This is a genomic window from Ancalomicrobiaceae bacterium S20 (genome assembly GCA_040269895.1).
GTDB lineage: Bacteria > Pseudomonadota > Alphaproteobacteria > Rhizobiales > Ancalomicrobiaceae > Methyloraptor > Methyloraptor flagellatus.
The window spans coordinates 1,320,002-1,342,222 of record CP158568.1; the positions used below are offsets into that span (position 1 = coordinate 1,320,002).

Consider the following 22,221-nt stretch of genomic DNA (forward strand, 5'->3'; position numbering starts at 1 on the left):
GCTAAGGTCTTCCCCGGATCGACCTCCCACTCAACCGCCAGTCGGACCTCCGATGAAGCCGCGCACGACCGTCATTCTCGAAGGCCAGCCGCTCGACTACCGGACGCTCGCGCGCATCGGCCGCGGCGACGTCGAGGTGGTTGCGGCGCCGGAGGCGCTGGAGCGCGTGCGGCGGGGCCGGGCGGCGCTCGATGCGGCGATCGCGGCCGGCGTGCCGGTCTACGGCGCCAACACCGGCGTCGGCGCGATGCGCGACGTGACCTTCACCGCCGACGAGCTCGATGCCTTCAACGCCGGTCTCGTGCGCGCCCATCACTTCGGCACCGGCGAGCCCTTCGCGCCGGAAGTCGTGCGCAAGGCGATCGCGATCCGCATCAACAGCGCGCTCGCCGGCCGCACCGGCTGCACGGAGACGCTGGTCCGCGGCTATCTCGATCTTCTCAATCGTTCGGTCGTGCCGATCGTGCACCGGACCGGCTCGATCGGTTGCGCGGACATCGGGCTCATGGGCCAGATCGGCGCGGTGCTGATCGGTGTTGGCGAAGCGATGCACGGCGGTCGCCGGCTTCCGGCGGCCGAGGCGCTCGCGGCTGCTGGGCTGGCGCCGATCCGCCTCAGGCCCAAGGACGGGCTCGCGGCGGTGTCGAGCAACGCGGTCGGCTTCGCGGCCGCCGGGCATGCACTCCGGCGCGGCGCCGGCGCCTTGCGCACGCTGATGGCGAGCGCCATGGCCAACGCGACCGCGATGGGCGCCTCGCGGGCGCCCTGGCTCGCGGCCGAGGTGGTCGGCACGCCGGTTCAGCAGGTGGTCGCGCGCTGGCTCGTGCATCAGGCGACCGAAGCGAATGTCGCGGTCGACCGGGTCGTGCACGATCCGCTGTCGCTCCGGATGATGGCGCAGGTGTTCGCGGCCGGCGTCGATGCGCTGACCCGCGCGGCCGAGACCGGGCTCGCGATGACCGCGCTCGTCGACGACAATCCGGTCGTCGACGGCGAATGCGTGCTGACCTCCGGCGGCTCGCTGCCGCTCGACATCACGATCGCGCTGCAGGCGGCGGGGCTCGCGTTCGCGCATCTCGCCCGCAACAGCTTCAATCGCTGTGTCCTGATCGGCAACGGCCGCCGCCGCGACCTGCCGATCAATCTCGTGGCGCCGGACGTTCCGGCGACGGGTTTCGGCCCGATCATGAAGCTCGCCGGCGAACTCTTCGCGCGCACGCTGTCGCTCGCCCAGCCGATCTCGGCGCAGTCGCTGGTGGTCGCCGACGGAATCGAGGACGAGGCGGCGTTCCTGCCCCTGGTCGTCGAGCGGTTCGAGCGGCAGGTCGAGGCGGTCCGCCGCTTGGCCGCGCTCGAAAGCCTGCTCGCCGCGCAGGCGCTCGATCTGATGGGGGACAGGCCGGGCGGCCTTGTTTCGCTCGTGCATGAGATCGTTCGGCGTCATTCCGCGTTCTATCGCGAGGACCGGCCGCTCTCGGCCGAGGTCGAAGCGATCGAACAGGCGTTGTCGTCGCCGCCGGTGATGCGGCGCCTGCTCGAAGCCGCGCCGCTCGCGGAATTCGATGCGTTCTTTTCGCTCGACCTCGGCTTTTGAGAAAGCCGGTTCTCTCGGCGCGTGATCGCGCGCCGTAGCATCGCAGTCCTTCGAACCGGCCGCGGCAAGGCGGCCCGACAGCAAGGGGAATTCGCCATGCGTCTACCGGTTTTCATCGCCGCCGCGCTCCTGGCCGGCACGCTCGCCACGGCCGCTTCCGCGAAAGTGGTCGTCTCCTCGAAGATCGACACCGAGGGCGGCGTGCTCGGCAACGTCATCCTGCTCGCGCTCAAGGCCAACGGCGTCGAGGTCGAGGATCGGACCCAACTCGGCGGCACGCCGGTCGTCCGCAAGGCGATCGCCGCCGGCGAGATCGACATCTATCCAGAGTACACGGGCAACGCGGCGTTCTTCTTCTCGAAGGCCGAGGACCCGGTCTGGAAGGACGGCGCCAAGGGCTACGAGGCGGCCAAGACGCTCGACTACGACGCCAACAAGATCGTCTGGCTGACGCCGTCGCCGGCCAACAACACCTGGGCGATCGCGCTGCGCAAGGAGGTCGCGAGCTCGGCCAAGCTGAAGACGCTGTCGGACTTCGGCAAGTGGGTCTCGGGTGGCGGCAAAGCGAAGCTCGCGGCGTCCGCCGAGTTCGTGAACTCCGCCGCCGCGCTGCCAGCCTTCCAGGCGACCTACGGCTTCAAGCTCACGCCTGATCAGCTGATCGTGCTCTCGGGCGGCGACACCGCAGCCACCATCAAGGCCGCGGCCGAGCAGACCAACGGCGCCAATGCCGCGATGGTCTACGGCACCGACGGCGCGATCCAGCCCTCGGGTCTCGTCGTGCTCGACGACGACAAGGGCGTGCAGCCGGTCTATCGCCCGGCGCCGATCGTGCGCGAGGCGGTGCTGAAGGCCAATCCGAAGATCGCCGAGGTGCTGAAGCCGATCTTCGAGAGCCTGACGCTCGAGACGCTGCAGGATCTCAACGGCCGCGTGCAGGTCGGCGGCGAGCCGGCCAAGGCGGTCGCCGAAGACTATCTGAAGTCCAAGGGCTTTCTGAAGTGAGCGTCTGAACCCGCGATCCGGCGGGGCTGACGTGCCGCCGGATCGCCGCCGATCGATCTTTCGCTCCGACTTTTTGCAGCCGCCATGCCGGACAAGCGCTTGTCGCGCCGGTCCGTGCCGGGAGCATGCCATGACAGCCTCTGCCGTCCGGACCGCACGTCTCGCGAGCCTCGGCGTCGACAAGCTCGGCGTGGTGGTCGCGGCGCTGATTGCGATCGGCGCGGGATCGCCTTTCGTGGTGTTCCGCGCCAACCGGATCGTCGCCGGCGAGGCGAGGGCCTTCCATGAGGCGTTGCCGCTGCCGCTCGCGGCCGCCTTGGTCGCGGTGGTGCTCGGCGCGGCGCTAATCGCGCTGTTCCGGACGCCGGAACGGCTGCGGCTCGTCGCGGCGATCGTCATGGCGCTGGCGCTGGCCTTCCTTGTCGGCGCGGCGGCGGATCACCTGACGCCACCCGGCAACCGCTATGCCCGCGTCGCGCCGGCCTCCGGCTTCTGGGTGCTGACCTTCGCGACGACGATCCTATTCGCCGACAGCGTCGTGCGGCTCAGGCTCGGGCCGCTCGCCCGGATCCTGGCGCTCACGATCGGCGCCGCCGTCTTCGCGCTGGTGCTCTGGTCGGGGATTTGGAACGGCCTGTCGATCCTCAAGGAATACGCCACACGCTCGGATGTGTTCTGGCGCGAGGCGGGCGCGCACATGATGCTGGCGCTCGGGTCGCTTGCGGCGGCGGTCGTGGTCGGCCTGCCGCTCGGCATCGTGATCGAGCGCAAGGCGAGCCTGCGCGCCCCGGTGCTGAACACGCTCAATGCCGTGCAGACGATACCCTCGATCGCGTTGTTCGGCATCCTGATCGGCCCGCTCGGCTGGCTGGCCGCGCATGTGCCGGGCGCGGCGGCGCTCGGCATCCGGGGCATCGGCATGGCGCCGGCCTTCATCGCGCTGTTCCTCTATTCGCTGCTGCCGATGGTCGCCAACACGGTCGTCGGGCTCACCCAGGTGCCGCGCGACGCGGTCGAGGCGGCGCGCGGCATGGGCATGACCGACCGCCAGCGGCTCGTCTCGGTCGAGCTGCCCTTGGCGCTGCCGGTGATCCTGACCGGCGTGCGCATCGTGCTCGTGCAGAACATCGGCCTCGCCACGATCGCCGCGCTGATCGGCGGCGGCGGCTTCGGCGTGTTCGTCTTCCTCGGCATCGGCCAGACCGCGCCGGACCTGATCCTGCTCGGCGCCGTGCCGACCGTCCTTCTCGCCTTCGCCGCCGCCGTCGTGCTCGACGCGGCCGTCGACCTCGTCACCGGAGCGCGGCCATGATCGAGATCGAGCATCTGACCCGGACCTACGGCCCGTTCACCGCGGTCGACGACGTCAGCCTCACCATCGAGGCCGGCACGATCACGGTGATCGTCGGCACCTCGGGCTCCGGCAAGTCGACGCTGATGCGCATGGTCAACCGGCTGGTCGAGCCGACGGCGGGCCGCGTGCTGATCGACGGCGAGGACACCGCGACGCTCGCCGTCCACGAACTGCGCCGCCGCATCGGCTACGCGATCCAGAACCACGGTCTGTTCCCGCATCGGACCGTCGCGCAGAACATCGCCACCGTGCCGGCGCTGCTCGGCTGGGACAGGGCCCGCATCGCCGCCCGCGTCGAGGAGCTCCTCACGCTGTTTCAGCTCGATCCGGCCCAGTTCGGTCGGCGTTATCCGCACGAGCTCTCGGGCGGCCAACAGCAGCGCGTCGGCGTCGCCCGCGCGCTGGCGGCCGAACCGAAACTGATGCTGATGGACGAGCCGTTCGGCGCGCTCGATCCGGTCATCCGCGCCAAGGCGCAGGACGATCTCAAGGATATCCAGCGCAAGCTCGGCACCACGATCCTGCTCGTCACCCACGACATGGAGGAGGCCATCCGGCTGGGCGACCGGATCGCGGTGATGGACGGCGGCAGGCTCCTGCAATGCGCGCCGCCGGCCGAGATCCTGATCCATCCTGCCACGGCCTTCGTCGGCGAACTGATCGGCACCGGCGACCGGCCGTTCCGGCTCCTGTCGCTCGCGACCGCGGCCGAGATGGTCGAGCCCGGCGCGGCGGAAGGCACGGCCGTGGCGGCGAGCGCGGACCTGCGCGACGTCTTCGCCGAACTCCTGTGGTCGCGCCGGCCGGCGGCGCCGGTCGTCGATGCGGCCGGCAACGGGCTCGGCCGGGTGACGCTGGAGGCGCTGATCGCGCGCGCCGGGAGGCCGGCATGACCCGCGCCGACGTCTCTGCCTGGCTGCCGACGATCGTCCGCGCGGCTGTGGTCGCCGCGCTCGTGACCTTCCTCGTCGCGCCGGAGCTGTTCCGGCCGTTGCTCGCCCCGCTCGCCGAGACGGGGCAGCCGGTGATCTACGATCGCGCGAGCCTCTTCGACCTGACCGTCTCGCACCTGACCACGGTGACGATCGCGATCGTCGCCGCCACGGTCGTCGGCGTCGGGCTGGCGATCCTGGTGACGCGGCCGATCGGGGCGGAGTTTCTGCCGCTCTCGCGCTCGATCGTGAACGTCGGCCAGACGTTCCCGCCGGTCGCGGTGCTGGCGCTCGCGGTGCCGATCGTCGGCTTCGGCGAGAAGCCGACGCTGATCGCGCTGTTTCTCTATGGCCTCTTGCCGATCTTCGAGAACGCGCTGACCGGGCTGACGCGCCTGCCGCCGGCCGTGGTCGAGGCGGCGCGCGGCATGGGCATGACCGATGCGCAGCGGCTCGTGAAGGTCGAGCTGCCGCTCGCGCTGCCGGTGATCCTCGAAGGTGTCAGGCTGTCGGTCGTGATCGCGCTCGCCACCGCGACCATCGGCTCGACGGTCGCCGCCAAGGGCCTCGGCGAGGTCATCGTCGCCGGGCTCCTCTCGAACAACCTCGCCTACATCGTGCAGGGCGGCCTCGTCGTCGCCGTGCTCGCCGTCACCCTCTACGACGCGCTCTCCGCCCTGGAACGCGTCCTGGCCCGCCGCGCGGGTCGCATCGAGCGGGAGAACGCCTGATGTCCGATTTCGATCTCGTGCTCGCCGGCACCGTCGTGCTGCCGGATCGGGTGGTGCCGCAGGGGTTCGTCGCGGTGCAGGGGGGCAAGGTCGCGCTGGTCGGGCAGGGCGAGCCGCCGGCCGCGCGCGAAAGGCATCTGCTCGGCCGCGCGCTGATCCTGCCCGGCGCGATCGACGCGCAGGTCCATTCGCTGTCGCAGAAGAACCAGGAGGACTTCGTCTGGTCGACGCGCTCGGCGGCGGCCGGCGGCGTCACGACCATCGTCGACATGCCCTATGACGAGGGTAACCTCGTCTGCTCGGCCGCCGCGGTCGAGCGCAAGGTCGTCCATGCGAGCGGCCAGGCGCGGGTCGATTTCGCGCTCTATGGCACGATCGACCCCGAGGAAGGATCGGCGCGGATCCTCGAACAGGTCGAGGCCGGCGTCGCGGCGTTCAAGTTCTCGACCTTCGGCACCGATCCGAAGCGCTTCCCGCGCATCCCGCCGCATCTGCTCAACGCCGTGTTCGCCGCGATCGCGCCGACGGGCCTGACCGCCGGCGTCCACAACGAGATCCACGAGATGGTCGACGCCTACCTCGCCGAGGTCCGCGCGGCCGGGATCACCGACTGGCGCGCCCACGGCGCCTCGCGGCCGCCGATCACCGAAGTGCTCGCCATGGCCGAGATCTACGAGACCGGTGCCGCCACCGGCTGTCCCGCCCATGTCGTGCATTGCTCGGTCGGGCGCGGCTACGAACTCGCCGCCCGCTATCGCGGCGAGGGCCACGCCGCGACGGTGGAGGCCTGCATCCACTATCTGACGCTCGACGAGGAGCACGACGTCGCCCGGCTCGGCGGCAAGGCCAAGATCAACCCGCCGATCCGGCCGCGCGCCGAGGTCGAGACGCTCTGGCGCCATGTCGCGGCGGGCAACGTGACGCTGGTCTCGACCGACCATGTGTCGTGGTCGGAGGACCGCAAGACCGATCCGGAGATGCTGAAGAACGCCTCCGGCGTGCCGGGGCTGGAAGTCATGGTGCCCCTGTTCGTCAAGGGCGCGCTCGAACGCGGCGTGCCGCTGACATGGGCGGCGCGGCTGATGGCGGAAAACCCGGCGCGGCATTTCCGCATCGACCACGTCAAGGGCGCGCTGACCGTCGGCCGCGACGCCGACATCACCGTGCTGACGCCCGAGCCGCTCGTCTACGACGCGGCGGCGAGCGGGCACAACGTGGTCGGCTGGTCGCCATACAACGGTATCCGGCTGCCCTGGCGCACGGCGGGCACATGGGTGGGCGGCCGGCAGGTGTTCGACGGGACGCGCGTCCTCGCCGAGCCCGGCTCCGGCGCCTTCGTGCGACCGCCTGTCACCCGGCCGATCGCGGAGCGCTCGGCATGAGCGCGAAGCCCCGCAACCTATCGCCCCGCAATCTCTCGGTCAGCGGCCCGCGCATCGCCGCCGACATCGACGCATTGGCGCGGCTCACCGATCCCGACCGTCCCTGGACGCGGCGGGCTTTCACGCCGCGCTTTCTGGAGGGCCGCACCTGGGTCGCCGAGGCGATGCGGCGCGCGGGGCTGGAAACCCGGATCGACGCGGCCGGCAACCTGATCGGCCGGCGTGCCGGCCGCGACCCGGCCAAGGGCGTCATCGCGATCGGCTCGCATTCCGACACGGTGCCGGACGGCGGCCGGTTCGACGGCATCGCCGGCGTGGTCGCCGGCCTCGAGATCGCCCGCGCGCTCGCCGATCGCGGCATCGCCCTCGACCACGACTTCGAAGTGATCGATTGCCTCGCCGAGGAAGTGTCGATCTTCGGCGTCTCCTGCATCGGCTCGCGCGCCATCGCCGGCGTGCTCCCGGCCGACTGGCTCGACCGCATCGCCGCCGACAAGACGCTGCGCGCCGGAATCGCCGAGGTCGGCGGCGCCCCTGATAGGCTCGCCGAGGCGAAGCGCGAGGATATCCGCGCGTTTCTGGAGCTGCACATCGAACAGGGACCGGTGCTCGAAGCCGAGCGCATCGACGTCGGCGTCGTGACCGCGATCTCGGGCATCACACGGATCGAGATCGAGGTCGACGGCCGCGCCGACCATGCCGGCACCACGCCGATGGGGCGCCGCGCCGACGCGCTGGTCGCCGCCAGCGTCATCGTCGGCGCGGTCGAGCGGCTCGCGACCGAGCGCGCGGCGCGGGGCGAGGGCCATTTCGCGGCCACCGTCGGCGAATTCCGGATCGAACCCAACGCGGCCAACGTCGTGCCGTCCCACGCGCGGCTGCTGATCGACGCGCGTGCCGAGCGGCGGCCGGCGATGGACGGCTTTCTCCACGACATCAGCGCCTTAGCCGGCGAGGGCGTGCGCGGGCTGCCCGCGCCGCCGCGGCTGCGCGTCGTCTCCGATAACCCGCCGACGCCGTCCGATCCGCGTCTCCTCGCCGAAATCGAGGCGGCGGCGGACGGCCTCGGCATCTCGCACCGGCGCATGGCGTCGGGGGCCGGCCACGACATGGCGTTCTTCGCCCGTGTGGCGCCGGCCGCGATGGTGTTCGTGCCGTGTCGCGACGGGCGCAGCCACGCGCCGGACGAATGGGCCGAGACCGACGCGCTCGCGCTCGGCACCGAAGTGCTGCTCGAAACCGTGCTGCGCCTCGATCGCGCCGCGACCGGCAAGGACGCAGCCGCCGAGGGTGCACAGACCTGATCACGAGTTCTCGTCCCGGGTCCGTCACGGCCGGGACGCCACATTCACGAAGGAGACCTCACGGATGGGCCGGATTCTGACCGAAAAGGACGTCGAGGCCGCGGTGCGCGGCGGTTCGGTCTATGCGGCGGGCGGCGGCGGCTGGGCCGATCACGGCCGCATGCTCGGCGGCGCGGCGGTGCGCATGGGCCGGCCGGAACTCGTCTCGGTCGACGAGCTCGATCCGGAGGCGATCGTCGCGACCGCCGCCGCGATCGGCGCACCGGCCGGCACCACCGCCTGGGAGATGCAGGGCATCGACTATGTGAAGGCCGCCCGCCTGCTCGCCGAGGCGCTGGGCAAGCCGATCGCGGGCTTCATGGTCGGCCAGAACGGCCGCTCCTCGACGCTCAACGGCTGGCTGCCGGCGGTCGCGCTCGGCGCCAAGGTCGTCGACGCGGTCGGCGACGTTCGCGCGCATCCGACCGGCGACATGGGCTCGATCGGCCTCGCCGCACTGCCCGACGAGACGATCCAGACCGCCGTCGGCGGCAACCGCGCCGAAAACCGCTACATCGAACTCGTCGTGCGCGGCGCGACCGCCAAGGTCTCGCCGATCCTGCGCACGGCGTCCGATCAATCGGGCGGCTTCATCGCGAGCTGTCGTTCGCCGGTGACCGCGGCCTACGTCAAGGCCAACGCCGCGCTCGGGGGCATTTCGCTGGCGCTGACCCTCGGCGAGGCGATCCTCAAGGCCGAGCCGAAGGGTGGCACGGCGATCGTCGACACGATCTGCGCGACCACCGGCGGCACGATCCTCGCCGACGGCGTGATCTCGGCCAAGAACGTCGTGTACACCAAGGAAGCCTACGACATCGGCACGATCACGGTCGGCACCGGGCCGAAGGCGATCACACTGCATCTCATGAACGAGTACATGGCCGTCGATGACGCCGACGGACGCCGGCTCGCGACCTTCCCGGACGTGCTGACCACGCTCGACCCGAGCGGCGAGCCGCTGTCGGCCGGGCAGCTGCGCGAGGGCATGCGCATCCTCGTGCTGCACGTGCCGAAGACGATCATCCCGCTCGGTGCCGGCGTGCTCGATCCGGCCGTCTATCCGCCGGTCGAGAAGGCGCTGGGCATCGAGATCGCCCGGTACGCGCTCGGCACCGCCGCCTGACGTCCTCGAACGGGAGAGATCCGATGCCCAATGCCCGTTTTCCCGTGCCCGGCGGGCCGGCGCTGCGCGCGCGGCTGGCGCCAGGAGGCGCTGCTCCGGCTGCTCGAGAATGTGCTGTCGGTCGGCGAGAACCCGGACGATCTCGTCGTCTACGCCGCGCTCGGCAAGGCGGCGCGGAACTGGGCCGCGCACGACCGCATCGTCGAGACGCTGAAGACCATGGCCGAGGACGAGACGCTGCTGATCCAGTCCGGCAAGCCGATCGGGCTCATCAAGACGCATGTCGACGCGCCGTTGGTGATCATGGCCAACTGCAACATCGTGGGGCAGTGGGCCAAAGCGGAGGTGTTCTACGAACTGGAGAAAAAGGGTCTGATCTGCTGGGGCGGGCTCACCGCCGGCGCCTGGCAGTACATCGGCAGCCAGGGCGTGATCCAGGGCACTTACGAGATCTTCATGCGCATCGCCGAAAAGCGCTACGGCGGCACGCTCGCCGGCCGCTTCGTGCTGACGGCGGGGCTCGGCGGCATGGGCGGCGCCCAGCCGCTCGCCGGCCGGATGGCGGGCGCGGCGATCCTGTGCGTCGAGGTCGATCCGGAACGCGCCGAGAAGCGCCGGGCGATCGGCTATCTCGATGCGGTCGCGCCGGATCTCGACGCCGCGCTCGCGATGATCGACGAGGCAAAGTGCGCGGGCCGGGCGCTGTCGGTCGCGGTGATCGGCAACGCCGCCGAGATCTATCCGGAGATCGTCCGGCGCGGCATCGTCCCCGATGTCGTCACCGACCAGACCGCCGCGCACGACCTCGTCTACGGCTACGTCCCCAAGGGCTTTTCGCTCGACGAGGTGCGGAGCTTGCGCAAGACCGACCCGGCCCGGCTGATGGCCGAGAGCCGGGCGTCGATCGTCGACCATGTTCGCGCGATGCTCGCCTTCCAGGCGGCCGGCGCGGAGGTGTTCGACAACGGCAATCTGATCCGCACCCACGCCCGCGACGGCGGCGTCGCGAACGCCTTCGACATTCCGATCTTCACGGAAGCCTATCTCAGGCCGCTGTTCGCGCGTGCGATCGGGCCCTTCCGCTGGATGGCGCTATCCGGCGATCCCGAGGACATCAGGAAGATCGACGAGCTCGTGCTGGAGCGTTTCCCGGACAACCGGATCGTCACCAACTGGATCCGGCTCGCGCGCGAGAACGTGCCGTTCGAAGGCCTGCCGGCGCGCATCGCCTGGCTCGGCCACGGCGTGCGCACCGAATTGGCGATCGCCGTCAACAATATGGTGCGCGACGGCACGCTCGCCGGTCCGGTCGCCTTCTCGCGCGATCACCTCGACGCCGGTGCCATGGCGCACCCGAACATCATGACCGAGAACATGCGCGACGGTTCCGACGCCATCGCCGACTGGCCGCTGATCGACGCGATGGCGCTGTGCGCGTCGCGGGCGGATCTGGTCGTGGTGCATTCGGGTGGCGGCGGCTATGCCGGGTTCATGACCTCGGCCGGCGTCACGCTGGTCGCCGACGGCACCGATGCGGCCGACCGTCGGCTCAGCTCGGCGCTGACCAACGACACTTCGATTGGTGTCATGCGCTATGCCGACGCGGGCTACGAGGAGGCGGCCGACGAGGCGCGCGCCAAGAGCATCGGCTGGTTCGACCTGCGCTGATCGCGGGGACGGCCGGAACAGGCGAGGACGGACCCGGGCAGGTGACCCAGGGGCTCAGCCGGCGCGGCGGAGCGCGTAGACCTTCTGGATCCTGCGCAGGTTGTCCAGGCTCGACTGGACATGCGCCCGCGCCGCGGCCGCCGCCCGCACGGGATCGCGGGCATAGATCGCCTCGGCGATCGCCGTGTGCTCTGTGATCGCCAGATCGCTGAGTTCGACCCAGACGATTTCCAGAAGCAGGGCGACTTGCAGTTGTTCGTAGATCTGGTCGATGAACCGGATCAGCGCGACGTTGCGGGTCGCCTCGGCGATCACGCGGTGGATCAGCAGCCCGAGTTCGAGCTGCTTGACGGCTTCGACCGGCTGTGTCGAGGCCGTCGCGGTCAGTTTTTCCATCTCGGTGATGATGGCGCGGATGCGGGCGAGATCGTCGTCGGTCGCGGTCTCACAGGCGATCTCGGCCGCCTTGACGTCGAGCGCCTCGCGCACCACGAGCAGATCGCAGATGGTCTGCAGATCGAAATCGGCGACCGAATAGCCGACGTTGCGCTGGCCGACGACCAGCCCTTCCTTTTCGAGCTTCATCAACGCCTCGCGCAGCGGCGTGCGGCTGACGCCGATTCGCTCGGCGAGGCGGCTCTCGGAAATGCGCTCCGACGGCCGCAACTGTCCGGTCAGGATCAGATCCTTCAGTTCCTGATAGGTCTTCTGCCGAATCGACGGGGTTTCGGCCGCCTTCCGGGTCAATGCTCTCGCCACGCTCAATGCTCCTGCCGGGCTCGCCCGTTGCCCTCTGATTATCGCTGCCCACGATCAAGGCACAAGTGCGCTTGTCGTGGAATGCGATATTGGATACAATTTTATATCCATTTAGAAACGGCACAAAAAATCACTATGTACCAGTAGGTTGGATCGATATCGGAAGAGGTTTCCGATCCTGTGGTGCCGCGCTGCCCCAGCCCGTTGACGAGAGGCTCTGATGTTCAGACATGTGATTGGCGCCCTCGGAATCATGTTTGTCGGGATGACCGCGGCGGCGGCCGACGACAAGCCGACGGCGATCACCATCGCCACGGAAGGCGCTTACGAGCCGTGGAACTTCACCGGGCCGGGCGGCAAGCTCGAAGGGCTCGAGATCGATCTCGCCAACGATCGCTGCGCCCGCATGAAGGTGAAGTGCACCATCGTCGCGCAGGACTGGGACGGGCTGATCCCGTCGCTCAACGCCAAGACATTCGACGCGATCATGGCCTCGATGATCGTGACCGAGAAGCGTTTGGCGGTGATCGCCTTTAGCGAGCCCTACGTGCCGACATCCGCCGCGATCTCGCGGCGCGCATCGAGCGCGCTCGACGACACGATGACCTGGCCCGCCGAGACCGACGCGGCGCGCTGAGCGCGCCAACCCTCCTTCGAACGAACGCCTATCCGGCCCGGTGTCGTCGCCGACGCAGGGCCCATGCGGAGACCATCATGCGGGATTTCGAACAGCCGGGGCGCTCGGTCGCCGTCGCCCGGAACGGCATGGCCGCCACCTCCCATCCGACCGCGACGCTGACGGCGGTCGAGATCCTGAAAGCGGGCGGCAATGCCGTCGATGCGGCGATCGCGGCCTGCGCGGTGCAATGCGTGGTCGAGGCCGGCTCGACCGGCATCGGCGGCGACTGCTTTGCGATGATCGCCCCGAGGGGCGGCACCGAGATCATTGCATACAACGGCTCGGGTCGGACGCCGGCCGGGCTCACGCTCGACCGGCTGCGCGCCGCCGGGGTCGAGACGATCGGCCGCTCGTCGCCGCATGCGGTGACCGTGCCGGGCGCGGTCGACGCTTGGTGCCGGCTCAATGCCGATCATGGCCGGATGCCGATGATCGACATCCTGGCGCCGGCGGTCGCGATCGCGCGCGAGGGCTATGCGATCACGCCGCGCGTGGCGGCCGATCTCGGCAAGCAGGTCAGTCTGCTCGCCGCCGATCCCGCCGCGCGCGCGACCTTCCTCATTGATGGCGCGGCGCCCGCCGTCGGCGATGTCCAGCATCAGCCGGCGCTCGCCGAGACGCTGGAGGCGATCGGCCGCGACGGGCGCGACGCCTTCTATCGCGGGCCGGTCGCCGACGACATGCTGGCGCGGTTGCGTGAGGCCGGCGGCTTCCACGAGGCGGCCGATTTCGCCTCGGCTGTCGGCGAGTATGTCGTGCCGATCCACGCGACCTATCGCGGCCGTACCGTCTACGAGATCCCGCCGAACGGGCAGGGGATCGTCGCGCTGTTGATCCTGGCGATCCTGTCGCGTTTCGAGATCGGCCGCCATCCTGCGGATGCGGACGAGACTCATTCCTCGTCGAGGCGACCCGGCTCGCCTATGCCGCGCGCGACGCCTATGTCGCCGATGGCGGCACACCGGCCGCGGCGACGGCGCATCTGCTGGCGCCGGCCTTCGTCGACCGGCTCGCCGCCAGCATCGATCCGGCACGCGCGAGCCCGCCTCAGGCGGTGGCCGAGACGGTCGAGCACAAGGACACGGTCTATATCGCGGTCGTCGATCGCGATCGGACCGCGATCAGCTTCATCAACTCGATCTTCCATCCCTACGGCAGCGGCCTGATGGCGCCGCGTTCGGGCGTCCTGTTCCACAATCGCGGCCAGAGCTTCTCGTTGGTCGCCGGGCATCCGAACGCGATCGGTCCGGGCAAGCGGCCGATGCACACGATCATTCCCGGCATGGTCGCCGAGGGAGACCGGGTCGTGATGCCGTTCGGCGTGATGGGCGGCCACTATCAGGCGATGGGCCACGCCCATTTCCTGTCGCGGCTCTACGATCATCACCTCGATCTGCAGAGCGCGATGGACCTGCCGCGGCTGTTCCCGCTGCCGGGGACGGCCACGATCGAGGCCGAGGCGCGGATCCGCGCCGATCTCGGCCCCCAGCTCACACGCCGCGGCTTCTCGGTGAAGCCGCCGCAATGGGCGATCGGCGGGGCGCAGGCGATCGAGATCGACTGGACGTGCGGCGTGCTCGTCGGCGCCTCCGACCACCGCAAGGACGGCATGGCCCTGGGCTACTGACGTCGCTTCCCTCGATCCGGCCTTTGCGCCCGGAACCGGCACGCCGGAGGTCGGCGGGCTGACCTCACTGCAGGCGCTGACCGTCCTGTGCGGCCTCGGCGGTCTCGACGTGATCGGCGGCGACGTGGTCGAGGTCGCGCCGCAATACGATCCGACCACCAGCAAGGCCCAGATCGCCGCGCAGGTTCTGTTCGAGATCCTGTGCCTAATCGGAGCGGCCGGGTGACCGCCGGGGGGCGGTCAGGCGCTGCCGGCGAGGGCGAGCGTCAGCGCGTGGTCGAGGATGACCAGTTTCAGGGCCTGTGCGCGGGCGTATTCGTCGACGAAGGCCTGTGAGATCCAGATCGGCGACCGGCCGCGCTTCTCGGTCCAGCCGAGGCCGCCGATCGCTTCCGCGGCGGCGAGCTTGCCGCTCGTGTGGGCGCGCGACAGGTGGACGTGCTCGGCGAGATGGGTGATCGCGACGACGTCGGTCAGGTAGCGGCCCCTGTCCAGCGGCGCGTCGAGATCCGCTCCGGCGACGAGGCGGTCCATGATCAGGCCGCCGGCGTCGGCCCAGGTGAAGATCGCATAGTGCGGCCCCGGCACCCGGACCAGCGGGTCGCTGAGCAGATGGTCGGCGACGATCGGCTGCGCCAGCGGCAGGATCTCCATCGGCCCGGCCATGAAGCGCGTCGCGCGGTCGCCAGCGTCGATCAGGTCGAATGCCTGCAGATGCAGTGCGTACCATTGGCCGACCAGGGTCAGGATCTCGGGCGTCGGCTCGACCACGTCGCGGGCGGCGGTCTTTGCCGCCATCGCATATTTGACCACCTCCTCGAAGAAGGCGATCGCGGTATTGCGGCTGGCGATGCCATGCGTAACCGCCAGCTTCCAGAACTCCTGCCGAGAGATCGACGGCCGGCCCTCGCGGGCGGCCCGGAAATAGTGCGCCAGCGCGGCGTGGCAGAGCAGCCAGCGCTGCTGGGTCGCGAAGAGGGCCGCCGGCCGCGGACGCAACTCGTGAATGCCCACGAAGCTGCGGGCGAGATACTGCGCCACGCGCGGCAGGGCGCCCGAGCGCGCGAGAGCTTCGACCGCCGGTCCCAACGCGAGCGCGCGTTCCGTACCCTGCATCGCCGTTCTGCCTCGATCTCGATGGTTCCGCGCGAGCTTTAGCACGACTGCCGACTCCAACAATCGTCGCTGTATGACGCATATTGCGCATATATATTCTTTTTGTGAAACACGTCGGTGTCGAGCGCATGGTCGAGATCCGGGAGCGCGCGTCGTCGCTGGTCCGCACCGGGAAGCACCTGACCGCGGAGGTCGGCCACGAGGAAACGCAAGTGGTCCGGAAGCCGCCGGCGCGCAAAATGCGAGCGCGCAGCCCGAGCGTCTGGCTGCGGCCGGATCTTGTCCGCCGACCGTGCCGTGCCGGTGTCGGCCGACACAGTGGGTTCATCTCCGGTCCACACCGCTTGACGGCGGCTCGATCCGGCGGGAAGGGAGAGAGCCGCCGTGACGGACCGGTCGGCGGATGAGATCGAGGGACGAGACCGTGACCGATGCCGAGCGCGCCGCGAGACTGCGCACTGCCAATCTGCTCGGCGCCCTCGCGCTCGAAGTCACGCAGCGCGCCGAACAGAGCGCGAAGCGGCATCCGAACGAGACCCTGTCGTCGTCGGCCGCACTCAACGTGATCGGCTTCTACGACGGCTGCTCGAACAACACGCTCGCCCAGGCGCTCGGCCTGTCGCATACGGCGACCGTCCGGCTGGTCGACAAGCTCGAGGCGGCCGGGCTGGTGACCAGCGAGACCGGCACCGACCGGCGCTCGGTCGCGCTGAAGCTGACGACGAGCGGGCGGGAGCGCGCCCGCGACATCGTCGCGGAGCGCTGCCGCCAGATCTGCGATGTGCTCGACATGCTGCCGGAGGCGGACCTCCAGCATCTCGAGCGGATCACCGAGACCCTGCTGCGCGGGATGGTCGATGCCGCCGGCGACGCCGACCATATCTGCCGGCTCTGCGACGAGACCGTCTGCGTGCCCGACCGCTGCCCGGTCCATGGCCGCGCGATGGTGCTGAAGGCCACGGACCGGGTCTGAGCGGCGCGCGCTTGCCCGATACCCGGAGAATGCACCGCGCCAGCGGGAATTTCCGGTCGTTCAGGGCACCAGCACGATCTTGCCACGCGTCTCGCGCGCCTCCAGTGCGCGATGCGCCTCGGCTGCCTGCGCCAGCGGATAGGTGCCGCCGATCGTTACCTTGAGGCGGCCGCTAGCGACCGCGGCGAACAGATTGTCGAGGCTCTGGCGCAGCGTTTCGGCGCTGAGCAACGGCACGGCGGCGAAGCCGGTGAGGCTCTGGTTGCGGAAGATCAGGCCGAGCAGGTCCGGCACGCCGAGCTCGAAGTCGAGAATGTTCAGCGAACCGTAGAGGACGATCTGCCCGAGCGGAGCCAGCGCCGTCAGCGCCTGCCGGGTCACCGCGCCGCCAACGGACTCGAAGATCACATCCGCGCCGTGGCCGCCCGTCAGCCCGGCAAGGGCCTGCGGCCAGTCGGGGGCGGTGTAGTCGATGGTCGCGTCGGCGCCGAGCGTGCGGGCGAAGTCCCGCTTCTCTGCCGTGCTCGCGGCCGCGATCACGCTTTGCGCTCCGGCGGAACGAGCGAGTTGGACGAGCAGGCTGCCGACACCGCCCGCCGCGGCCGAGATCAGCACGATCTTGCCCGCGACCGGGGCGCGTTCGACCAGCAACGCGGCCGTCAGACCTTGCACCATCAGCGCCACGGCCTGTTCGAATGAAATTGTCGCCGGGATTCTTGTCACGAATGCCGCCTCGCAGACGACAAACTCAGCATAGCCGCCGAAATGGCGTCCGGCGGCGAACAGCGCTGCCGCGACCCGGTCGCCGACCGTGAAGCCTTCGACGCCGGGGCCGATCGCCTCGACGGTGCCGGCGACCTCGCTGCCGAGCACGCTCGGCAGCGGCGGGGTCATCGCATAGCGGTTCCGGCGCATGGCGGTCTCGGCGAAGTTCACGCCCGAGGCGGCGACCCGGATCCGGATCTCGCCGGCTGCGACGGCGGGAACCGGTATGTCGACCAGTTGCAGAACGTCGGGGTCTCCGAATGTCGAGAGTTGTACGGCCTTCATGGCGATCTCCGATGCATCGAATTGGGTTCTGGGGGGCTAAGTGAAAGTCGGCTTCGATGCGTGCGGGGTTCCTGCCAGAGGAAGTCCAGACGGCGATACAGACAAGTTTCTCCCATACTGACCGGGAGGTGTGCATGAACACCGTGATGAAAGATCTTCCCGCCTTGCCGGCGGAACGGGCGTTGAGGGTGATCTCCGGGCGTTGGAAGCCGGTCATTCTCTATCATCTGTTGTCCGGACCGCTCAGACTGTCGGAGCTGAACCGGCTGATGCCGGCGATCTCGCAGAAGGTGCTGATCCAGCAGCTGCGGGAGATGGAGGCGCATCGGATCGTGCGGCGGACCGTGTTCGCGCAGGTGCCGCCGCGCGTCGATTACGCGGCGACCGAGCTCGGGCAGAGCCTCGCGCCGGTGCTCGCCGCCCTCTGCGAGTGGGGTCGGCGGCATGCCGCCGAACTCGACGAACTCGACCGGCTCGCCGATTGCGCCCGGGTTTCGATCACCGACCGCGTGGAGGGCGCACACGTAGAGACGCACGCGGCCACGGCTCCGCTCACGGCAACTTGACTGGTCGTTGCGCGGCGATCGCTTAGATATATGCGTGCAACACGCACTTAAAATAAGGAGCGCCACCATGAAACCCTTTGCCTACGTCCTCGCTGCTGCCGTCCTGGTCGGCGCCGCGGTGCCGGCCTTCGCGGGCGATGCCCAGAACCTCATCGACGGCGTCGCCATCCACGGCTTCGATCCGGTCGCCTATTTCGTGCAGAAAAAGCCGCTCAAGGGCGATCCGGGCATCGTCGCCACCTACAAGGGCGCGACTTACGAGTTCGCGAGCGCCGAGAACAAGGCGTCGTTCGAGAAGGATCCGGAGAAGTATGTGCCGCAGTACGGCGGCTTCTGCGCCTTCGCGGCCGCCAATGGCGCCAAGGCCGACGTCGATCCGCATGCCTATGTGGTGCGCGGGGGCAAGCTCTACCTGAACTTCAGCGAGGCCAAGAACCAGGTCTTCTCTGAGAAGTTCGGCGAGCTCAGCGTCGCGGCCGATCGCAACTGGTCGAGCGTCAAGGGCCAGGACAAGGTCTACCGCTGATCGGCATCGATCGGCAGGGCCGTCGCCCAGCGTCTGTGCAACGCGTTGCGCCTGCGCGACGTGCTGCGGGCCGGCGATCCTGCCCACCTGCGACGTCCCGGCTTCCGTCCCGACCTCTCCGGGACGGGTCCGGGGCGTCGTCCGTTTCGGGGCTCATTCGTAGAGCGGGGCCTCGCGCAGTCGCGGCACCGCGAAGTCGACGAAGGCGCGCACCTTGGCGGCCGCGAGTCGCGCTTCGGGGTAGACGAGATGCACCGGCATCTCCGGCGGCTCGAAGTCGCGCAGCAGCACGACCAGCCGTCCGGACCGGACGTGGTCGGCGATCTGGTAGGACAGCACGCAGGTCACGCCCTTGCCCTCGAGCGCGGAATCGATCGCCGCTTCGGCGCTGTTGACGGCGAGACGGGTGCGGATCGGCACCTGGGCCCGGCCTTGCGGCGCGGGAAAGCCCCAGGTCTGGCCATCCGCGATCTGGCCGAAGGCGATGCACGGCACGGTGGTCAGATCCTCCGGCCGCTCGATCGCCGGTGCGTGCGCGAGGAAGTCCGGCGAGGCGCAGACCACGCGCCTGATCCGGCCGACCTTGGTGGCGATCAGGGTCGAGTCGGGCAGGTGGCCGATGCGCAGCGCGACGTCGATGCCTTCGTCGACGAGGTTGACCACCCGATCGAGCAGCAGCAGCTTCGCCTGCACGGTCTGGTGCGCGTCGAGAAAGGCGTCGATGACCGGGCGGACATGACGGCGGCCGAATACGGCCGGCGCCGTCACGGTCAGAATACCGCGCGGCACCGACTTTTCGCCGGCTGCGAGTGCATGGGCCTCGTCGAAGTCGGCCAGGATGCGCCGGCAGCTCTCCAGGAAGCGTTCGCCGGCCTCGGTCGGGCTCGAACTGCGCGTCGTTCGGCGCAAGAGCCGGGTGCCGACCTGCTCCTCGAGAAAGGCGATGGCGCGCGTCACCGCGGCCGGAGAGCGGCCGAGCCGGCGGGCAGCGGTCGCGAGCCCGCCGCCGTCGACCGCCAGCACGAAGGCCCGCATCGCATCGATCCTGTCCATGGCCGCTCCTGTCATTGCATTTAATGAAACAATCTCTTGCACAGTATCGCCGTTCTGCGCAACGGCGAACCGGCTTATCTCCAGGGGCCCGCGACGGGGCACCCAGACAATGGAGAACAACATGTCCCGTATTCCCGCCCTCGACCCCGCCGCCGTTCAGGGCAAGGCCGGCGATCTGCTCGGCGCCGTGCAGAAGAGCCTCGGTCTGACGCCGAACCTGTTCCGCGTGCTCGCCAACGCCCCGGCGGCGCTGGAAGGCGTGCTCGGCCTCAACGGTGCGCTGAGCGGCGGCCGCCTGCCGGCCCGGTCGCGCGAGGCGATCGCGATCACCGTCGCCGAGATGAACGGCTGCGACTACTGCCTGTCGGCCCACACCGCGATCGGCAAGAACCTCGGCCTCGGCGAGGCCCAGGTCTCGGCCGCCCGCCAGGGTCTGTCGGAGGATCCGAAGCTGCAGGCCGCGCTGGTCTTCGCCCGCACGGTCGTGCTGTCGAAGGGCCGCGTCAGCGATGCCGAGGTCAACCGCGTTCGGGCCGCGGGCCTCGATGACGGCGCGATCGTCGAGATCGTCGCCCATGTCGCGATGAACATCCTCACCAACTACCTCAACAACGTCGCCGAGACCGAGATCGACTTCCCGGTCGTGCGGGCCGGCACCGTCCACGCCGCCTGAGACGGGTCGCCGCGTCACGATGCGGGGCGGCGGCCATCGGTCGCCGCCCCGTCGTTCCCACGGGACCCGAGCCGCTCCCGCTCCGGAGACTTGCCATGAGCCAACGATCTCACCCCTTCCGCCCGAGCGATGTGGCCTTCACGCCCTCGGTCAAGGCCGAGCAGAGCCGGCGCGGCTCGCGCGCGCACTATGCCCGTTTCGAGGAGGCCGGCGGCTTCCAGACCGGCCTAGCCGAGTTCCCGGTCGATTTTCTCTCCCGTATCGACACGGCCTATCTCGGTACGGCCAATGCCGACGGCCAGCCCTACATCCAGCATCGCGGCGGCCCGCGCGGCTTCATCCGGGTCGTTGGACCGCGCACGCTGGCCTTCGCCGACCGGCGCGGCAATCGCCAGTACATTTCGACCGGCAATCTCGCCGACAATCCCAAGGCGTTCCTGTTCCTGATGGATTACGAGGCGCGAGCGCGCATCAAGATCTGGGGCGAGGCGCGGTTCAGCGACGACGTCGCCGCCTTCGCCGGGCCGCTCGACATCGCCGCCGACGACCGGACGGTCGAGCGGATCGTGCTGTTCGATGTGGTCGCCTGGGACGTCAACTGCCCGAAGTACATCCCGGTCAAGATCGACGCCGCGCAGGTCGCGGAGGTGGTCCGCGACCTGCGCGAGCGGATCGCCTGGCTCGAGCAGGAAAACGACCGTTTGCGGGGCGGTCCGACGGGCGGTGGGCCAACGCGTGGCGGGCGGTCATGAAACCGATCGCCGCCGCGCGTCCCGTGGTCCGGCCGTCACGACACCGGTCGGACGTATCGTTGCAGGAGGCGCGCCAGCGCCTCCGGGTCGTCGGTGTGTGGGATCAGCGTCGCGAAGCTGCCGTCCGGCCGCATGAGGAAGGTCAGCGTGCCGTGGTCGACGATGTAGGCGCCGGCCACGTTGCGCAGCGGCGCCGCCTCGGGACTGTCGAGCGGCAGCTTGCGGCGGTGGACCTTGTAGGCCGCCGCCATCTTGGCGATCGCGGCATCCGGTCCGGTCAGGCCGACCGTGCCGGTCCGGAAGCCGGAGAGGAACTCCTTCAGCACCGCCGGCGTGTCGCGTGCTGGATCGACCGTCACGAAGATCGACACGACCTTGCTTGCGTCGGCGCCGAGCTTGTCGATCGCCGCGCCGTGGAGCGTGAGATCGAGCGGGCAGACGTCGACGCAATGCGTGTAGCCGAAATAGACCAGCATGAACCGGCCGCGGAAGTCGCGGTCGGTGACGGTCTTGCCGTCCTGGTCGACCAGTTCGAACGGACCGCCGAAGCGACCGGCGAGCGGATCGGCCGGGCTGGACGGCGCCGCCGCGGCGGCCGCGGCCGGATCCTCTGCCGCCGCGCCGTGATGATCGTGGCCCGGCCCGTGGGCGCGGGCGCCCGGGGCCGCCAAGAGGCTCGCGGCGAGAAGGCCGAGCGCGAGCGGGCCGGCGAGGCTGCGAAGGCGGGACCGTTTGGTCATTTCGCCGGCTCCAGTCCCTTGATGCCGAACACGCCGTCGGCGGCGATCACGGTCTTCACGTCCGGATCCTTGCGGAACCATTCGTCCGCCTTGCCATGCTTCTTCGTCCATTGGTCGCCAAAGGCCTCGGCAGCCTTGAACTCCTTGTCGCCCGGACCCTTCAGCTTCTGCACGAACAGCAGACGCATGCGCGGGCTCTCGATGACCAGCGCATCGGCCTCGACGGTCTTGCCGCAGAACGGCAGGAGGTCGACGACCGCGCCGGCGAACAGCGTGTTGCTCTTCGCGGCCGGCAGGAGCTTGCCGTCGGCGTCGATGAGGCCGAGCTGGCGGGTGCCGCCGCCGCAGTCCGGGGCGCAGCGGCCGGAGATCTCGCACAGGAGATCGACGACCTTGCCCTTCACGATCGCGGCGCGCTCGCCCTCGATGCCCCAGCTCTCCGCGCCCTGGGCGCGGGGCGCTGCGAACACGGCGAGCGCGCTCGCGAGCACGGCGGTCGTTATCGTACGGGGGGCGGAGAGCACTCTCGGAGCGTCGAGCGCCGGCGTGCTCGCGGCGTTTTGCGGCCGGCGGCC

General features: G+C 69.8%; 19 protein-coding genes and 4 pseudogenes. 17 read left to right on the top strand and 6 right to left on the bottom strand.

Going from position 1 to position 22,221, the window contains the following annotated elements:
• Window positions 1-52: 52 nt before the first annotated feature.
• The 9 genes and pseudogenes from ABS361_06160 (at window position 53) to ABS361_06200 (ending at window position 11,132) form a co-directional block, all read left to right on the top strand.
• Entirely contained in the window at window positions 53-1,594 is a 1,542-nt protein-coding gene (locus tag ABS361_06160; GenBank protein ID XBY45837.1) for an aromatic amino acid lyase, read from the top strand.
• A gap of 96 nt (window positions 1,595-1,690) precedes the next feature.
• On the top strand, window positions 1,691-2,599 hold the full coding sequence (locus ABS361_06165) for an ABC transporter substrate-binding protein (GenBank protein XBY45838.1): 909 nt from the start codon (window positions 1,691-1,693) through the stop codon (window positions 2,597-2,599).
• 130 nt (window positions 2,600-2,729) lie between these two features.
• Window positions 2,730-3,911: an ABC transporter permease gene (locus ABS361_06170; GenBank protein ID XBY45839.1), complete on the top strand. Its 1,182-nt coding sequence runs from the start codon at window positions 2,730-2,732 to the stop codon at window positions 3,909-3,911.
• Entirely contained in the window at window positions 3,908-4,846 is a 939-nt protein-coding gene (locus ABS361_06175; GenBank protein XBY45840.1) for an ABC transporter ATP-binding protein, read from the top strand. The genes ABS361_06170 and ABS361_06175 overlap by 4 nt, the downstream gene beginning before the upstream one ends.
• Entirely contained in the window at window positions 4,843-5,616 is a 774-nt protein-coding gene (locus ABS361_06180) for an ABC transporter permease (GenBank protein XBY45841.1), read from the top strand. Before ABS361_06175 ends, ABS361_06180 begins: the two co-directional genes overlap by 4 nt.
• Window positions 5,616-6,998, top strand: a complete 1,383-nt coding sequence (locus tag ABS361_06185; protein ID XBY45842.1) for an amidohydrolase family protein — start codon at window positions 5,616-5,618, stop codon at window positions 6,996-6,998. The genes ABS361_06180 and ABS361_06185 overlap by 1 nt, the downstream gene beginning before the upstream one ends.
• The gene (locus ABS361_06190) at window positions 6,995-8,302 is read left to right on the top strand and encodes a Zn-dependent hydrolase (GenBank protein ID XBY45843.1); all 1,308 of its coding nucleotides are present in this window, start codon (window positions 6,995-6,997) and stop codon (window positions 8,300-8,302) included. Before ABS361_06185 ends, ABS361_06190 begins: the two co-directional genes overlap by 4 nt.
• A 64-nt stretch (window positions 8,303-8,366) precedes the next feature.
• The gene (locus tag ABS361_06195) at window positions 8,367-9,464 is read left to right on the top strand and encodes a DUF917 family protein (GenBank protein ID XBY45844.1); all 1,098 of its coding nucleotides are present in this window, start codon (window positions 8,367-8,369) and stop codon (window positions 9,462-9,464) included.
• Between the two features lie 23 nt (window positions 9,465-9,487).
• A pseudogene (locus ABS361_06200) lies at window positions 9,488-11,132 on the top strand (urocanate hydratase).
• A 54-nt stretch (window positions 11,133-11,186) separates the two neighbouring features.
• Here ABS361_06200 and ABS361_06205 read toward each other — a convergent pair.
• Window positions 11,187-11,891, bottom strand: a complete 705-nt coding sequence (locus ABS361_06205) for a GntR family transcriptional regulator (GenBank protein ID XBY45845.1) — start codon at window positions 11,889-11,891, stop codon at window positions 11,187-11,189.
• Window positions 11,892-12,111: 220 nt separating this feature from the next.
• Here ABS361_06205 and ABS361_06210 point away from each other — a divergent pair.
• The 3 pseudogenes from ABS361_06210 to ABS361_06220 all read left to right on the top strand — a co-directional run bounded on the left by ABS361_06210 (window position 12,112) and on the right by ABS361_06220 (window position 14,423).
• Window positions 12,112-12,465 (top strand): annotated as a pseudogene (locus ABS361_06210) (transporter substrate-binding domain-containing protein).
• Window positions 12,466-12,605: 140 nt separating this feature from the next.
• A pseudogene (locus ABS361_06215) lies at window positions 12,606-14,197 on the top strand (gamma-glutamyltransferase family protein).
• Window positions 14,196-14,423, top strand: a pseudogene (locus ABS361_06220) (arginase family protein). The pseudogenes ABS361_06215 and ABS361_06220 overlap by 2 nt, the downstream one beginning before the upstream one ends.
• 14 nt (window positions 14,424-14,437) lie before the next feature.
• On the opposite strand, the gene ABS361_06225 reads toward ABS361_06220, so the two are convergent.
• Complete coding sequence (locus tag ABS361_06225; GenBank protein ID XBY45846.1) at window positions 14,438-15,313, bottom strand: hypothetical protein; 876 nt, start codon at window positions 15,311-15,313, stop codon at window positions 14,438-14,440.
• Window positions 15,314-15,737: 424 nt separating this feature from the next.
• Between ABS361_06225 and ABS361_06230 the strand changes: the two genes are divergently transcribed.
• Window positions 15,738-16,286 (top strand): MarR family transcriptional regulator, encoded by a 549-nt coding sequence (locus tag ABS361_06230; GenBank protein XBY45847.1) that lies wholly within the window; start codon window positions 15,738-15,740, stop codon window positions 16,284-16,286.
• Window positions 16,287-16,346: 60 nt separating this feature from the next.
• On the opposite strand, the gene ABS361_06235 is transcribed toward ABS361_06230, so the two are convergent.
• Window positions 16,347-17,336 (bottom strand): zinc-binding dehydrogenase, encoded by a 990-nt coding sequence (locus ABS361_06235; protein XBY45848.1) that lies wholly within the window; start codon window positions 17,334-17,336, stop codon window positions 16,347-16,349.
• A 134-nt stretch (window positions 17,337-17,470) separates the two neighbouring features.
• Between ABS361_06235 and ABS361_06240 the strand changes: the two genes are divergently transcribed.
• Complete coding sequence (locus ABS361_06240) at window positions 17,471-17,902, top strand: helix-turn-helix domain-containing protein (GenBank protein XBY45849.1); 432 nt, start codon at window positions 17,471-17,473, stop codon at window positions 17,900-17,902.
• A gap of 67 nt (window positions 17,903-17,969) precedes the next feature.
• Window positions 17,970-18,428: a YHS domain-containing (seleno)protein gene (locus ABS361_06245; GenBank protein XBY45850.1), complete on the top strand. Its 459-nt coding sequence runs from the start codon at window positions 17,970-17,972 to the stop codon at window positions 18,426-18,428.
• A gap of 153 nt (window positions 18,429-18,581) precedes the next feature.
• Here the strand turns inward: ABS361_06245 and ABS361_06250 are convergent, their stop codons facing one another.
• Window positions 18,582-19,481, bottom strand: coding sequence for a LysR family transcriptional regulator (locus ABS361_06250; protein XBY45851.1), 900 nt, complete (start codon window positions 19,479-19,481; stop codon window positions 18,582-18,584).
• Window positions 19,482-19,602: 121 nt separating this feature from the next.
• Here ABS361_06250 and ABS361_06255 point away from each other — a divergent pair, with 121 nt between their 5' ends.
• The gene (locus tag ABS361_06255; GenBank protein ID XBY45852.1) at window positions 19,603-20,154 is read left to right on the top strand and encodes a carboxymuconolactone decarboxylase family protein; all 552 of its coding nucleotides are present in this window, start codon (window positions 19,603-19,605) and stop codon (window positions 20,152-20,154) included.
• Between the two features lie 95 nt (window positions 20,155-20,249).
• A complete protein-coding gene (locus ABS361_06260) occupies window positions 20,250-20,906 on the top strand; it encodes a pyridoxamine 5'-phosphate oxidase family protein (protein ID XBY45853.1) in 657 nt (218 codons plus the stop codon).
• A 35-nt stretch (window positions 20,907-20,941) separates the two neighbouring features.
• On the opposite strand, the gene ABS361_06265 is transcribed toward ABS361_06260, so the two are convergent.
• Together ABS361_06265 and ABS361_06270 are read right to left on the bottom strand one after the other, a co-directional pair.
• Window positions 20,942-21,646, bottom strand: a complete 705-nt coding sequence (locus ABS361_06265) for an SCO family protein (GenBank protein ID XBY45854.1) — start codon at window positions 21,644-21,646, stop codon at window positions 20,942-20,944.
• Window positions 21,643-22,137, bottom strand: coding sequence for a hypothetical protein (locus ABS361_06270; protein XBY45855.1), 495 nt, complete (start codon window positions 22,135-22,137; stop codon window positions 21,643-21,645). The genes ABS361_06265 and ABS361_06270 overlap by 4 nt, the downstream gene beginning before the upstream one ends.
• Window positions 22,138-22,221 lie beyond the last annotated feature (84 nt).